Origin of the sequence: Microbacterium sp. (assembly GCF_048259935.1) — a bacterium.
GTDB lineage: Bacteria > Actinomycetota > Actinomycetes > Actinomycetales > Microbacteriaceae > Microbacterium.
In genome coordinates, this window is record NZ_JBLXHF010000005.1 from 14,287 (window position 1) to 27,016 (window position 12,730).

Annotated in this window: 14 protein-coding genes; 7 read left to right on the plus strand and 7 right to left on the minus strand. The window is 65.6% G+C overall.

Annotated features, from left to right (window positions below):
* The 5 genes from ACN0RC_RS09720 to ACN0RC_RS09740 all read left to right on the plus strand — a co-directional run bounded on the left by ACN0RC_RS09720 (position 1) and on the right by ACN0RC_RS09740 (position 2,816).
* Complete coding sequence (locus ACN0RC_RS09720) at positions 1–471, plus strand: hypothetical protein (protein ID WP_417511172.1); 471 nt, start codon at positions 1–3, stop codon at positions 469–471.
* Between the two features lie 111 nt (positions 472–582).
* Entirely contained in the window at positions 583–1,500 is a 918-nt protein-coding gene (locus ACN0RC_RS09725) for a cation-transporting ATPase (RefSeq protein ID WP_417511174.1), read from the plus strand.
* A 115-nt stretch (positions 1,501–1,615) separates the two neighbouring features.
* Positions 1,616–1,999, plus strand: coding sequence for a DUF3471 domain-containing protein (locus ACN0RC_RS09730; RefSeq protein ID WP_417511675.1), 384 nt, complete (start codon positions 1,616–1,618; stop codon positions 1,997–1,999).
* A gap of 137 nt (positions 2,000–2,136) precedes the next feature.
* Entirely contained in the window at positions 2,137–2,316 is a 180-nt protein-coding gene (locus ACN0RC_RS09735) for a hypothetical protein (protein ID WP_417511176.1), read from the plus strand.
* A gap of 32 nt (positions 2,317–2,348) precedes the next feature.
* A complete protein-coding gene (locus ACN0RC_RS09740; RefSeq protein WP_417511178.1) occupies positions 2,349–2,816 on the plus strand; it encodes a GAF domain-containing protein in 468 nt (155 codons plus the stop codon).
* 7 nt (positions 2,817–2,823) lie between these two features.
* Here ACN0RC_RS09740 and ACN0RC_RS09745 read toward each other — a convergent pair whose 3' ends face one another.
* A complete protein-coding gene (locus ACN0RC_RS09745; protein ID WP_417511180.1) occupies positions 2,824–3,522 on the minus strand; it encodes an NADPH-dependent F420 reductase in 699 nt (232 codons plus the stop codon).
* A 192-nt stretch (positions 3,523–3,714) separates the two neighbouring features.
* Here ACN0RC_RS09745 and ACN0RC_RS09750 point away from each other — a divergent pair, with 192 nt between their 5' ends.
* On the plus strand, positions 3,715–4,797 hold the full coding sequence (locus tag ACN0RC_RS09750) for a linear amide C-N hydrolase (protein WP_417511182.1): 1,083 nt from the start codon (positions 3,715–3,717) through the stop codon (positions 4,795–4,797).
* 65 nt (positions 4,798–4,862) lie between these two features.
* On the opposite strand, the gene ACN0RC_RS09755 is transcribed toward ACN0RC_RS09750, so the two are convergent.
* From ACN0RC_RS09755 to ACN0RC_RS09765, 3 genes are all read right to left on the minus strand, one after another.
* The gene (locus ACN0RC_RS09755; RefSeq protein ID WP_417511184.1) at positions 4,863–5,267 is read right to left on the minus strand and encodes a VOC family protein; all 405 of its coding nucleotides are present in this window, start codon (positions 5,265–5,267) and stop codon (positions 4,863–4,865) included.
* Between the two features lie 10 nt (positions 5,268–5,277).
* Entirely contained in the window at positions 5,278–5,709 is a 432-nt protein-coding gene (locus ACN0RC_RS09760) for a helix-turn-helix transcriptional regulator (protein ID WP_417511186.1), read from the minus strand.
* Positions 5,710–5,799: 90 nt separating this feature from the next.
* Complete coding sequence (locus tag ACN0RC_RS09765; protein ID WP_417511188.1) at positions 5,800–6,456, minus strand: DedA family protein; 657 nt, start codon at positions 6,454–6,456, stop codon at positions 5,800–5,802.
* A 105-nt stretch (positions 6,457–6,561) separates the two neighbouring features.
* Between ACN0RC_RS09765 and ACN0RC_RS09770 the strand changes: the two genes are divergently transcribed.
* Entirely contained in the window at positions 6,562–6,939 is a 378-nt protein-coding gene (locus ACN0RC_RS09770; protein WP_417511190.1) for a hypothetical protein, read from the plus strand.
* Positions 6,940–6,994: 55 nt separating this feature from the next.
* Here ACN0RC_RS09770 and ACN0RC_RS09775 read toward each other — a convergent pair whose 3' ends face one another.
* Genes ACN0RC_RS09775 through ACN0RC_RS09785 form a run of 3 tightly spaced genes read right to left on the minus strand, consistent with a single transcriptional unit; the run spans position 6,995 to position 12,659 of the window.
* Positions 6,995–10,399 carry an error-prone DNA polymerase gene (locus tag ACN0RC_RS09775; protein ID WP_417511192.1) on the minus strand — a complete coding sequence of 1,135 codons (3,405 nt, stop codon included), beginning with the start codon at positions 10,397–10,399 and terminating at the stop codon, positions 6,995–6,997.
* The gene (locus tag ACN0RC_RS09780) at positions 10,399–11,925 is read right to left on the minus strand and encodes a DNA polymerase Y family protein (RefSeq protein WP_417511194.1); all 1,527 of its coding nucleotides are present in this window, start codon (positions 11,923–11,925) and stop codon (positions 10,399–10,401) included. The genes ACN0RC_RS09775 and ACN0RC_RS09780 overlap by 1 nt, the downstream gene beginning before the upstream one ends.
* Positions 11,922–12,659 (minus strand): hypothetical protein, encoded by a 738-nt coding sequence (locus tag ACN0RC_RS09785; RefSeq protein WP_417511196.1) that lies wholly within the window; start codon positions 12,657–12,659, stop codon positions 11,922–11,924. Before ACN0RC_RS09785 ends, ACN0RC_RS09780 begins: the two co-directional genes overlap by 4 nt.
* Between the last annotated feature and the right edge of the window lie 71 nt (positions 12,660–12,730).

The following is a 12,730-nucleotide window of genomic DNA, read 5'->3' on the forward strand; positions in this document are numbered from 1 at the left end:
GTGATCACGAAAGAACACGATCTGTGCTTGCTGCATTACGGTCAGCTCACCACCCCGATCGACCGCGTCATCCTCGAAGCGCCCGTATGGCCCAACGATCTCCGCTCTTTCGTCGGGGACGGTGATCTGTGCGTGCACATCGCCCTGCCGCGCCAAAGAGTCCGGTGGGACGGACTGTTCACCGCGGTTCGGCTCCTCGCAGAGCGCACCGCACATGTGGGAGTACACGTGCAGCCGGAGCGGGCAGGGTTCAGCCTCGACCCGGCGGTCTTGCTGCATTCTCGCACTCGACGGCACCGCGAGATTCTCACCGCGGTGCTCGCGGATGCCGCCGCCGCGAGGGTTGAGCTGACCCCCGAGCAGGTGCGCGTCGAATCCTACTCAGCCACACGTTCTTCCCTCCTCCCACCCTCCGCAGGTCGGGCACAGGCGTGGGGAGTGATGTCCGTGGCATGGCTCCCGCTCGCCTGACCTGCCACGTGAACGACCAACGTTCGCGAAGCAGGAGGGACGTCCACTCGCCCGGAAGAGGCGCACTCACGTTCCACAGAACCCCAGCACCTACCCAGAAGGAAGACGCTCATGACCATGTTTGACCGCCTCACCGGCCTGGCCCAACGGGCACTCAACAAGACCCCCGCGCCTGCGCAGACCCCTGGCAGCGAACCGCGCGACTGGAAAAGCACACTGCGTGGTGCGGTGGGCGCGATCACCGGCGCCGCGCCCACCCCGCCTGCCCCGGGCAGCGCGCCGGCGACACCCGTCCCGCCAGCGGGACCCGGGCATCCGCTCAGCCCACCTGCCGGCGCACCCGCCGGCACTGCACCCTCGAAGACCGTCGGGCTGACCTCACCCCCGGCAAACGATCACGCGTCCGAGCGTGCCGCAGTGGCCCGCTACGAATACCTCCTACATACCGCCGAGCCTGCCCAGTTGGAGCGGATCCACGCCGATGCGTTCAGCCGACTCATTCCTGCAGAACGCAACCAAATCCAGGCGCGACTGCGGACCGAACTCCCCCTCGCAGAACAGCCCCGCACATCCCAACCGGCTGATCTTGCCCGCACCGCCACCCGCGCCGAGGCAGCTCGGCCTGGTGCTCTGGCTGGGATCCTCGCTCGTACCCCTCGAACCGGTAACGCCACCACCGGGCAGAGGGCCGGCGTGGCCGCCGCCGGTGCTGCCGGTGGGCTCTTGGTTGTCGTCGCTGCCGGCGCGATCGGAAGTACCATTGCCGCGCCTCTTCTTGCCGAAGCGCTCACCGCGGGCGTCGATTTCGATGCTCTTGCCGGCGCGATCGACCTTTCCGCGCTTGCCACGGGACTGGAGGACGTCACCGCCACAGCCACCGACTTTGCCGGCGGGGCGAGTGATCTAGCTGGCGGGGCGAGCGACCTCGCTGCCGGAGCCACAGCGGGCTTGGGCGAGAACATCAGTGGCTTCGGGGAACAACTCTCCAACATTGACATCCCTGGCTGGGGAAACCTCTTCGGCAGATGACTGAGGCCATCACGTCATTTGACCTCGGGCTGCGACTGGGGTGGCCATCGGAGTGAATTAGTCGGCTGCGAGAGGTCGACGCTCCGCGCAACCGACCAATACTGCACCCCTCAGTATTGACTCTCCGCCAGTCGATCCGGCCGGTGACCTCGTCGGCGAAGAACCGCCAGCGGGTGCCGCAGAAGCGGGTCCGGGTAGCGACTACGTGGGCACATACACGAGCCCCTACTTCGGTGACTTCGTCGTCACAGAGGAGAACGGGATCCTCACCGGCGCGCTCGGACCTGACGGCGGCTATACCTTCGAGATCGACCCGTGGGACGGCGACACGCTTTCGTTCGTGCCGACCGGTGAGAACGCCCTGCCCGGCTCGCTCTCCTCGGCGGTCTTCGTCCGCGAGGGCGAGCAGATCACCGGGGTTACGCTGACGTACTTCAACAAGTTCCCGGAGCCCGGGCAGGAGCCGAACGGACTCGGCGTCTTCACCCGGGCAGACTGAAGCCCACTCGTAGGTGCGCAACGGTAGCCCTCGTCCAGCGCTACTTCAACCCCCTCTGCGGGAGCGGTCCAGCCCGAGAAACTGTAGGCGAGGCAGCGCGATCGCCTCAGCCGAACGCAGCAGACGAGGGAGCAATCATGGAATCGACGCCGGATTCAGGTACTGACGCAGACAACGACGAGATGCCACGGCTCGGCGAGATACCCGAGGAGGACATGCCCTCGACGTCAGAGCAGCCAGAGACCCAGGGAGAAGACCCCGTGACCGCAGAGCTCGGAGAACAGGGCGAGGGCGATCTCTCACCAGAAGACGTCTGAGCATGCCGCATCCGAAGGTCTTCCGTGCTCCCATGCGCTCACGCGATGACAACGTGCCCACCGGGATCGCCGTTGACCGCGCTCTCGAGTACGGGGTGTGCGGCATCGGCGGCCGTCTTGAACGTCCACCCGCTTCGCTTTCTGCGGCGCTCACTCAGACCGACGCGATCTTCGGTGAGCGCGGTGCGCGGCGCTTGGAACGATTCGCATCGGCCGCGATCGGGTCCTTCGCGTGGACTCGCGACGGGTATGAGTTGTTCTGGTTGTGCCAGATCAGCGGAGAATGGCGCTACGACACCGACCCCGGCGCATGGGCGGTCGACTTGACGCACGTGCGCTCGTGCAAGTGGATTCCCTCACCCATCCCGTATGACGAGGTGCCTGCGTCCGTGCATCATTCCTTCGCGCGGGGTGGACGCAATTGGCAGCAGATCCGTGCTGAGGACGCAAGTGCGGCTACCGTTCGCGTGTGGTCGCATCATCGACCTGGCGCGGCATGAGGCCGGGTCATGCCGATGAATCATCCTCCCGCGCTCGCGCCACGATGATGCCGCGCTGCGAATCCCAGAACCCGTCGAGCATCTCGCGCAGCTGCACGGCTCCGACATCGGCACCGAATGCTTCTGCGCCCGGCTCCAGCATGATGCCGTTGGCGAGCGGGCCGGCCAGCACCGGGTCAAATCCCAGGTCATCGACGAGGGAGGCGACAGACGCCACGGCATCCGGATCGTCACCGGCGATGGCGATCGCCTTGCGGCCGGGGGATGCTGTCGGGCGCGCTTCATCCTCAAGATCCTGATATCCCATATGGCTCAACGCCTTCACGAGACGCGCACCCGCGAGGTGGCGCTGCACGAGCTCACTCGTCGAGGTGCGCGGATCGCTCAGATCATCACGGATGCCATCGGAAGCCCACCAATAATTCATCGCATCGATCACGAGCTTTCCTCGCAGTTCATCGGCTGGGAGAGTCTCATACTCACCCAACGGAAGCGCAAGAATCACCGCATCCGACTCCGCAATCGCCGTCGCGCTCGAGACGGCAACCGCTCCGAGCGCGTTCATCGGTGCGGCGATGAGCGCAGCATCCCCCGATCGTGCGACCAGCACGCGCAAGCCTGCCGAACTCGCAAGGCGGGCCAGTACGGAGCCGAGCCGGCCAGCGCCGATGATCCCGAGCGTTCCTACTCTGTGCGCACTCTCCACTCCGCCATCGTAAGTCCGGGCATCGGAGACGTGGGTGGTGAAGCCGGGTGAAGCGGCTGGTTATACGGCGGGTGAAGAATGCCACGGAACGCGCCACCGTCCGGATCCGGCTCCATATGATGTGAGCGTCTGGTCCAAGTCGCCTCGGGATGGCCGAGAAGTTGAAGAAGAGAACGGATGTGTTAGCGGATTATGTGCACACGAGTGGTATGGCCTGATGCCAACGGTTCGGTCATCGTCGGTCGCAACATGGATTTCCACATGGATCTCCTCACGAACCTCTGGAAGTTCCCTCGGGGTGTCGAGCGCACGGACGGTGTCAACGGAGACCTCACCTGGAAGGCGAAGTACGGCAGCATCGTCGCCACCGCCTTCGACCTCATCGCCACCGATGGCATGAACGAAGAAGGATTCGCCGGTCACATCCTCTGGCTCGCTGAGTCCGACTACGGCAAGCCGAAGGACTCCGACACGCAGCTGAGCCAGGCGATCTGGCTGCAGTACTACCTCGACAATTTCGCAACCGTCGCCGAAGCAGTCGAGTGGACGAACTCCTCGCAGGTCAAGATCTCGCAGCTCTTCGACCCGACCGGACACCTGGTTCCGACGCTTCACCTGGCCATCAACGACGCCAGCGGCGACTCGGCGATCATCGAGTACACCGATGGCAACGCGAAGGTCTACCACGACCGCGCCTACCAGGTCATGACGAACTCCCCGACGTTCGACAAGCAGCTCGAACTCGTGAAGCAGATCGATGGTCTCGGCGGAGACAAGCCGCTTCCCGGCTCTACGCTCGCGAGCGACCGCTTCGCACGCGCGTCGTTCTACGTCGCCCACCAGGTGCAGCCGAAGACGCAGATCGATGCGATCGCCGCGATGTTCAGCATCATCCGCAACGCCGCTCAGCCGTTCCGCACGCCGGAGCCCGGCAAGCCCGACGCATCGCAGACGATCTGGCAGGTCGTGCTCGACCTCACCAACAAGCGCTACGTCTTCGGCTCCACCACACGCCCCAACCTGATCTGGGTCGACCTCGACGAGGTCAGCTTCGCCGAGGGCACCAAGACCCTGAAGCTCGAGCTCGTCAGCCGCGAAGCTCTCGAGACGGGCTTCGCCGGCAACGTGAGCCACCAGTTCCGCGATCCCGGCGAGCTCGCGTCCAGTGTCATCGACACGGGGGTCAAGGCACTGGAGTTCGTGGCGAAGAAGCAGGACGAGTTCGCGGCGATTTCGAAGGCCGTGCAGTCTCTGGTCGGCAAGAAGAAGCCGTAATCACGCAGACCTAGAAGAGCCGCCCGCTGGAATCAGTGGGCGGCTCTTCTGTGTGCGCACAGCGGTTACGCCTGGTTCACGCGGACGAGGTTTCCTGCCGGATCGCGGAAGGCGCAGTCGCGAACGCCGTAGAACTGATCCGTCGGCTCCTGCACGATATCGGCGCCCGCTGCCTCCATTCGCTCGAAGAGACCCTCCAGATCATCGGTGGACAGAGTGACGGCACCGTAGACGCCCTTGGCTACGAGCGTCATGATCGTCTCGCGCTCCTCGTCCGAGATCCCCGGGTCAGCGGCCGGTGGATGCAGCACGATCGAGGTGGAATCACCGACGGGGCCGACCGTGATCCAGCGCATGTTCTCGTAACCGACGTCGCCTCGCACTTCGAAGCCGAGCAGGTCGCGGTAGAAGCCGATGGCGGCATCCGCGTCAGTGTGGGGGAGGAACGCGTTGTGGATGGTGATGTTCATGCACGTAACGCTAGGCGGATGCTCGCGCGGATGCTTCTCGATTTCTGACCGGTCTGGTCACCTGACGAGCAAGACACGGGGGGATGCCGTCGACAGAACGCGATGGGTCGTCGCGGTACGCACTGGGGGACACCCCCACGAGCTCAGAGAACCTCGTGCTGAAGGTGCCGAGCGAAGAGAAGCCCACCGCGAAACAGATCTCAGTGACGGTGAGGTCGCCGCGGCGCAGCAGCATCATCGCGCGCTCGATGCGGCGCGTCATCAGGTACGAGTACGGCGGCTCGCCATAGATGCGGTGGAACTCGCGGCTCAGATGCCCTGCAGACATGTGCACACCGCGGGCGAGATCCTCGACGTTCAGCGGCCGTGCGAAGTCGCGGTCGATCCGGTCGCGCACGCGACGCATGGTGATGATGTCCGTCCGATCGCTTGATCCGGCCATGCGACCATCCTGCCAGCCGACGCCGCACATGTGGATGTCGATGAGCGGATCAGTCAGCAATCGAGAAGCGCCGCGAGGTGGGGTGTAGCGCTAATCGATAGCGACTTTGCGGGCAGTTCTGGTGCGGCGCATCTGTCGGACGCGCAGGAATACCCAGACCACGACCGCGACGATGACGACGGCGATGACGATCTTCTGGAAGACTCCCGCGTAGTCCTCGACGATGTGCCAGTTCGCACCGAGGAAGAAGCCGGCGAGAACGAAGATCGTGTTCCAGATGGCGCTGCCCGCCAGCGTGAGGAGCGTGAAGCGCAGCAGCGGCATCCGCTCGATCCCGGCGGGGATCGAAATCAGGCTGCGGAAGATCGGAATCATCCTGCCGAAGAACACCGCTTTGGAACCGTGCTTCTCGAACCAGGCTTCGGTGCGTTCGACATCTTCGACTTTGATCAGCGGCAGACGCTCGGCGATCGCGTACATCCGGCGACGTCCGAGCCAGGCGCCGATGCCGTACAGAAGGAGTGCGCCCACGACAGAACCGACCGTCGTCCAGATCAGTACCTCAACGAGGCCCAGCGATCCCTTCGCGGCGGTGAAACCTGCCAGCGGCAGGATGATCTCACTCGGCAGGGGCGGGAACAGGTTCTCCAGGGCGATGGCGAGGCCGGCGCCGAAGCCGCCGAGTGTCTCCATGAGCGAGACCGCCCAGGCAGCGATCGCGTTGAGGTTCTCGGCTCCGGCATCCATGGATTCCAGCGTAGGCAAGTGCACCTGTGGATCCGCGTAGAACGTTCGGCGTCAGCACACGCAAGTGGCCTACCTGCCGCGGTCCCGAGTTCGTAGGCTGTAGCCATGGACAGGACGATCATCATCGCGGTTCCCGCCCCGATTCCGCACGGGCATCGGGTCGAGGTGATCGAACGTGTGGATGAGAGCGATCAGCGCACGGTCCTGATTGTGACCGACCTGGAAACTCGCATCCGCTATCAGCAGGGATCCGCGGTTCTGGGAACGACATCATGGGTGGGTCGTGTGCTGGAGTGCACGATCATGCCCGCGCGTGAGGGCGTCAGAACGTCGCTGCTCGTCGATCCGGTCGGCCCCGGTGCGGATGCCGCAGACGTCGCGTTGCGAGAGGCGGATGCTGCAGCATCCGCGGTGACGAGCGAAGCCCTGCGCTGGGGCGGAGCCGACCGCAGACCGGAGCCGGAGGCGCCGCGGTTCTGGTGAGCAGGCGTCTGCTTCTTGAACGCATCACTCCCGTGCGTTGTGGAGGCCTCTGGGCTCAACGGAAGTCGCGGGAGCGGTGCTCGATTCCGGTGCGCAGATCTTCGAAAGCATCGGCGAGCACGTTGATGACGCCCTCGGGCGAACGCTCCAGAATCCCCCGCACGATGAGGGCGGGGGATTCCCGGGCGACACGGCGGTAGCGGCTCCAGACACCGGTCGAGCAGACCACGTTGACGAGGCCGTGCTCGTCTTCGAGATTGAGGAAGGTGACTCCTGCCGCGGTGGCAGGACGCTGCCGATGGGTGACGAGGCCCGCGACCTCAATGCGTCGGCCGACCTCGTGGTCACGCAGCTGCGCGGCGGTGAGCACGCCGCGTTCGCCCAGCGCCGTGCGGAAGTGCGTCATCGGATGGTCGTCGATCGAGACACCGGTGGTGGACAGATCTGCCGCCAGACGCTCATAGCTGCTCTGATCAGTGAACAGGGGTGGCTGCACAGACACGGTCGTGCCGGGCAGATACCGGGCACGGTCCTCAGCGGCGGCTCCCGCCAGCCATACACCCTCGCGGCGACTCAACCCCAGACACTCGAACGCCCCCGCCGCTGATAGTGCCTCCAACTGCGCTGCCGTGGCATCCGTTCGCCGGACAAGATCATGCAGATCCTGGTATGGGCCGTTCAGATCACGTTCGGCGGCGATACGCTCTGCCATCGGCTTGCCGATGCCACGCACGCTCAGAAGCCCGAGCCGCACGGCGAAGCCGCCATCGCGGCGATGCGCTGCCGATTCGTCGGGCGCTTCCCGGTGGAACTCGCCCGGTGTCGGCTGCTCGTATACGGCACAGGAAGCAAACCCGGTGGGAGCGGGGCCGAAGGAAGCATCCAACGGCTCCAGCGTTGCGCCCGCTGCCGAGGCGTGCAGATCGGGCCGTCGCACCTGCACCCCGTGCCGCCGGGCATCGGCTGTGAGCGTGGCAGCGGAGTAGAAGCCCATCGGCTGTGCATCGAGGAGACCAGCGAGGAACGCAGCCGGATAGTGCAGTTTGAGCCACGAACTGGCATAGACCAGCAGTGCGAACGACAGCGAGTGCGATTCGGCGAACCCGAAGTTCGAGAACGCCTGGATCTGCTCGTAGATGCGGTCGGACTGATCCGGTGAGAGACCATGTCGCGTCATGCCGGCATACAGTTTGTCGCGGATGCTGTCGATCCGCTCCAGCCCGCGCTTGGAGCCCATCGCTCGGCGCAGCGTGTCGGCCTCGTCGGCGGTGCAGTCGCCGATCGTCGTCGCCATCTGGATGAGCTGCTCCTGGAAGACCGGTATCCCCATCGTGCGCTCCAGCACGGGTTTGAGCGCCGGATGCGGGTAGGTGACCTCGTCCACCCCCATCTTTCTGCGCACGAAGGGATGCACCGCGCCCCCCTGGATGGGGCCGGGGCGGATGAGCGCGATCTGGATGGCGAGATCGTAGAACCGCCGTGGCTGCAACCGGGGGAGCAGCCCGATCTGCGCGCGGGACTCGACCTGGAACACCCCGATCGAGTCGGCGCGGCAGAGCATGTCGTAGACGGCCGCCTCTTCTTTGGGGATGGTCTCCAGCTTCCAGCGCTCGCCGGTCGCCGTAGAGATGAGATCGAAGCAGTTCTGGAGGGCAGCGAGCATGCCGAGCCCCAGCAGATCGAACTTCACCAGCCCCATCCAGGCGGCGTCGTCCTTGTCCCACTGGATGACGGTGCGGTCCTGCATGCGGGCATGCTCGACCGGAACGACTTCACCGACGGGACGCGCGGTGAGCACCATCCCGCCGGAGTGGATGCCGAGATGCCGAGGTGCCTTCAGCACCTCACCGGCGTACTCCAGCACTGTCTCGGGAATGTCATGACCGTCGACGGGGGAGAGATCCGCACCCCAGCCGTCGACCTGACGTGACCAGGCGTCCTGCTGGCCAGGAGAGTAGCCCAGCGCCCTGGCCATATCGCGCACGGCATTCTTCGGGCGGTACTGGATGACGTTCGCCACCTGCGCCGCGCGTTCACGCCCGTACTGTTCGTAGACCCACTGGATGATCTCCTCACGTCTACCCGAGTCGAAGTCGACATCGATGTCGGGTTCTTCTTCACGAGTGCTGGCGAGGAAGCGCTCGAAGGGCAGCCCGTACAGGATCGGATCGACGGCGGTAATGCCCAGCAGGTAGCAGACCGCGCTCGCCGCAGCCGATCCGCGTCCCTGACAGAGGATGCCACGGCGCTTCGCCTCGGTGACGATGCCGTGCACGATGAGGAAATAGCCGGGGAAGTCCTTCTCGTCGATCACATTCAGTTCGCGTTCGATGCGGGCACGACCCGCGTCATCGAGCCGTGGATAGCGGAGGGGGACGGCCTCCCACACCAGGTGGCGCAACCAGCTCATCGGCGTGTGCCCGTCGGCCACCTTCTGCTTCGGCAGGGCAGGGCGCGCACGACGCAGCTCGAACGCCGACTCCTCGGCGATCTGCAGCCCGTGCGAGATCGCACCGGGATAGCGGCGGAACCGTTCGGTCATCTCCGCCCCGCTGCGCAGATGCGCTGACCCGTGCGATGGCATCCAGCCGTCCAGATCGTCCATGCTGCGCACCGCGCGCACTGCGGCGACGGCCTCGGCGAGCCCGGCACGGTGCGGCGCTGCGTAGTGCACATTGTTCGTCGCCACCACCGGAAGACGGTGAGCTGCCGCAAGATCAGCCAGAGCATCATTGCGGCGAGAGTCCTGCGGATCACCGTGGTCGAACAGCTCGACGACCACGTTGTCCTGCCCGAACAGATCGATGAGGCGCCGCAGCGGAGTCTGCGCATCCCCGCGAGCGAGCCCTTGGCGCACGCCGCCCTTGCGGCAGCCGGTGAGGACCGTCCACTGCCCGTCGGCGCTCGCCGCAAGATCGTCGAGATCGTAAACCGGGCGCCCCTTCTCTCCGCCACGCAGCTGGGCGCGGGTGATGGCGCCTGCGAGCCGGTGATATCCCTCCATACCGCGAGCGAGCACGAGCAGATGTTCGCCGACCGGGTCGGGAACTCCGCCTTGCGGGGAGGGGAGATCCAGCGAGAGCTCAGCGCCAAAGACGGTCTGCAGTTGGATCTTCGGGTTGCGGGTCATCATGAGGTCAGCGGCCTCGGCGAACCTCGCCGCACCGTAGAAGCCATCGTGATCGGTGATCGAGAGTGCGGTGAGGCCGAGGCGCACAGCCTCGGCGAGCAGATCCTCTGGGGGAGAGGCGCCATCGAGGAACGAGTACGAGGTGTGCGAATGCAGTTCGGCGTAAGGAACGGCGTTCTCTGGTGGCTCAGGTGGTGGCGGAGGTGCAGTTCTGCGTCGATGGCTGATTGGACCAGGATCGGTCCTGATCATCGGTGGTTCGGCAGAGCTCCGGCCGCTGAGCGTCTTCTCAAGGTCTTTCCATGACATCGCCGGGTTGTGGAAGCCCATCAGCGATACCTCCCCTCGATCCACCAGGAACCGTCCTCCCAGAGGACGAGCCAGGCTCGCTGGGCGTCATCGACGATCTGGAACCGCTGAGCTGACCGAGCGTGATCGGCATCCCAGGTTCGCTCCCGCAACGGCCATGGGCCGGCCCAGCTGAGCACGCCAGCATCTTCGATCTGAACCGGGGGTGCAGACAGCGCTCCTCGTTCGTCGACAGAGGGAGCTGTGCCGTCGGCCGCTGTCACCCTGGCAGGTAAAGGCGGAGCGAACACTTCAGAGGGGAGCGGGCTGGGGAGGCTCCCAGGCCAGGGCAGCGCCGCATCTCGCAGGTGCGGTGTCTGGTCTCCCCACGGTCGGAACAGCTGACGTTCAGCGAGTCGGCGTCCGCCCGTGACCTGTGGGGTGACAACGCCACGATGACCGAGCAGAGCCTGTACACGCGATACAGCATGGTGAAGGCGCTGCTCGGGGCCCTGCCCGAACAGTCCTGGTTGGTGGTGCGCGCTGTCATCGACCCGCGTCGGGGTGATCCGCACCTCGAGGATGCCAGCTCCTGCCCGCTCGGTATCGGCGAACGTGCTCGCGATCCCCTCGAGCTGCCAGCGCACTCGGTCGATCAGATCGCTGGCTTCGAAAGAAGTCGGGTGCATCCATACACGGGAGGAGACGCCGCCATCGTCGTCGGTCAGTTCGATGCGCACCTCCGTGCACACCTGCGAGAGCTCGGCGAGGCCCGCGGTGACGGCATCCGCTGTCTGTCGCACCGCGAAGGCCACCTGTTCGGCCTGCGCGAGCGGGCTGTCGAACACGATCTCACGCGCGAGCTGCGGCTCAGGGGCCTGCGGTATCAGCGGCCTGGAGTCTGCACCCGCTGCCAGATCGTGCAGTCGCACGCCGTGCTCGCCGAGTCGATCGCGCACATGACTGACTTCGAGGCCGGCGAAATCGGCGAGCGTGCGCACTCCGAGCTTCGTCAGCAGTGCGGTGATCTGCTCATCGCCCAGCACCTGGATGGGAAGAGGAGCGAGAAAAGCACGTGATTCGCCCTGATCGACCACCCGCACGGGGTCGGCCAGGCGAGCGGCCTGTTCAGCGGTGAACAGACCGTCTGCGACCCCAGCACGGGATGCGGGGTGGGAATGCTCTGCAAGAACGTCGATGAGATGCCGTGCGGCGTGCTCTTCGCCCCCGTAGTAGCGGGAAGCCCCTCGGGCCCGCAGCGCGATCAATCCAGGACGCAGCGGCTGGATCCCCGGCACGAGCTCTTCGAGCAGGCGGAGCACAGGCAGGAACATCCGCTGCTCCTGCAGAGGATCGGCGTGGAGAATCCGCAGACCGGGAGAGTTCGTCTGGGCAAGCCTGCGGCGCTGACCGCGCCGAACCCCCTGCGCTCTGGCGGATGCGGAGCAGGCGACGACGGTGTTCGCCTGTACGACGGCGACCGGCTCATCACCGGGTGGTGCACCGAGCGCTGCGCGCACCGGCCAATCCGGCAGCCACAGCACCAGATGGCGTGGAGGGGCACTCATCCGGCAGCCGCCCAGCGCTTGGAGGCGGGCAGCGGTGCCATCGGACGCAGGGGAGCGGGGGCTGCATCGACCCGACCGAGCGAGGTCGGCATCTGCACCCGCACCCGCTGCCCTGACTCGAACCGTCGGCCCGACGCGCGCAGAGTCACGGTGCGATCCGAGAGCAACCCCCACCCGGAGCCGAGGCCGTGCCACTCGGTCGTTTCGACCTTGATCGTCGCCTCGCTCTGGGGCCAGGGCGCGGTGATCAGGAGGGTGCAGCTCCGATCGCGCAGGCGTGCGTTCAACCGAGCGATATCAGCATCTGCGACGCGACTGCGGGGATGGACGGCGATGATCGGGATCACCTCAGAAAGAGCAGTCGCGACCGTGAGCCAGCGCTGGCCGGGGTCGGGCACGAGGATGAGGCGCTCGAGGTCAACGCCGAGATCGCTCATCGCCTCGACGCCGATTGTGGGCATGCCGATGATCGCGCACCAGGACCCCTTCTGCGACGGCGCGGCAAGCAGTGCGCCGAGCAGGCTCGGCGAGGGCGAGATCGAATACGCAGAACCGACCCGCAAGCCGCCATCGGGTAAGAGTCCCTCGAGGGCTGGGTCGAGCGGGAGGAGGGGCGCATCGCTGCGTCGCCGCTGCATGCGGGAGATCTCGCTGCGCAGGCGATGCACCTCTTGCGCGCGGAGAGCCGTGCTGGCAGGAGAGAGAGCCGTGGGGGCGGGAAGTGCGTTGCCCATGCATCCATCCTCGAAGATAACTACGAATAAATCAAGTGATGCATTGATAGTAATTCGTACATCAGACATCG

Bases quoted from the DNA above. Each gene is read 5' to 3' on its own strand.
- ACN0RC_RS09725 (WP_417511174.1), top strand. From the start codon at position 583: ATGACCATGTTTGACCGCCTCACCGGCCTGGCCCAACGGGCACTCAAC.
- ACN0RC_RS09735 (WP_417511176.1), top strand. From the start codon at position 2,137: ATGGAATCGACGCCGGATTCAGGTACTGACGCAGACAACGACGAGATG.
- ACN0RC_RS09740 (WP_417511178.1), top strand. From the start codon at position 2,349: ATGCGCTCACGCGATGACAACGTGCCCACCGGGATCGCCGTTGACCGC.
- ACN0RC_RS09750 (WP_417511182.1), top strand. From the start codon at position 3,715: ATGTGCACACGAGTGGTATGGCCTGATGCCAACGGTTCGGTCATCGTC.
- ACN0RC_RS09755 (WP_417511184.1), bottom strand. From the start codon at position 5,267: ATGAACATCACCATCCACAACGCGTTCCTCCCCCACACTGACGCGGAT.
- ACN0RC_RS09760 (WP_417511186.1), bottom strand. From the start codon at position 5,709: ATGGCCGGATCAAGCGATCGGACGGACATCATCACCATGCGTCGCGTG.
- ACN0RC_RS09765 (WP_417511188.1), bottom strand. From the start codon at position 6,456: ATGGATGCCGGAGCCGAGAACCTCAACGCGATCGCTGCCTGGGCGGTC.
- ACN0RC_RS09770 (WP_417511190.1), top strand. From the start codon at position 6,562: ATGGACAGGACGATCATCATCGCGGTTCCCGCCCCGATTCCGCACGGG.
- ACN0RC_RS09775 (WP_417511192.1), bottom strand. From the start codon at position 10,399: ATGGGCTTCCACAACCCGGCGATGTCATGGAAAGACCTTGAGAAGACG.
- ACN0RC_RS09780 (WP_417511194.1), bottom strand. From the start codon at position 11,925: ATGAGTGCCCCTCCACGCCATCTGGTGCTGTGGCTGCCGGATTGGCCG.
- ACN0RC_RS09785 (WP_417511196.1), bottom strand. From the start codon at position 12,659: ATGGGCAACGCACTTCCCGCCCCCACGGCTCTCTCTCCTGCCAGCACG.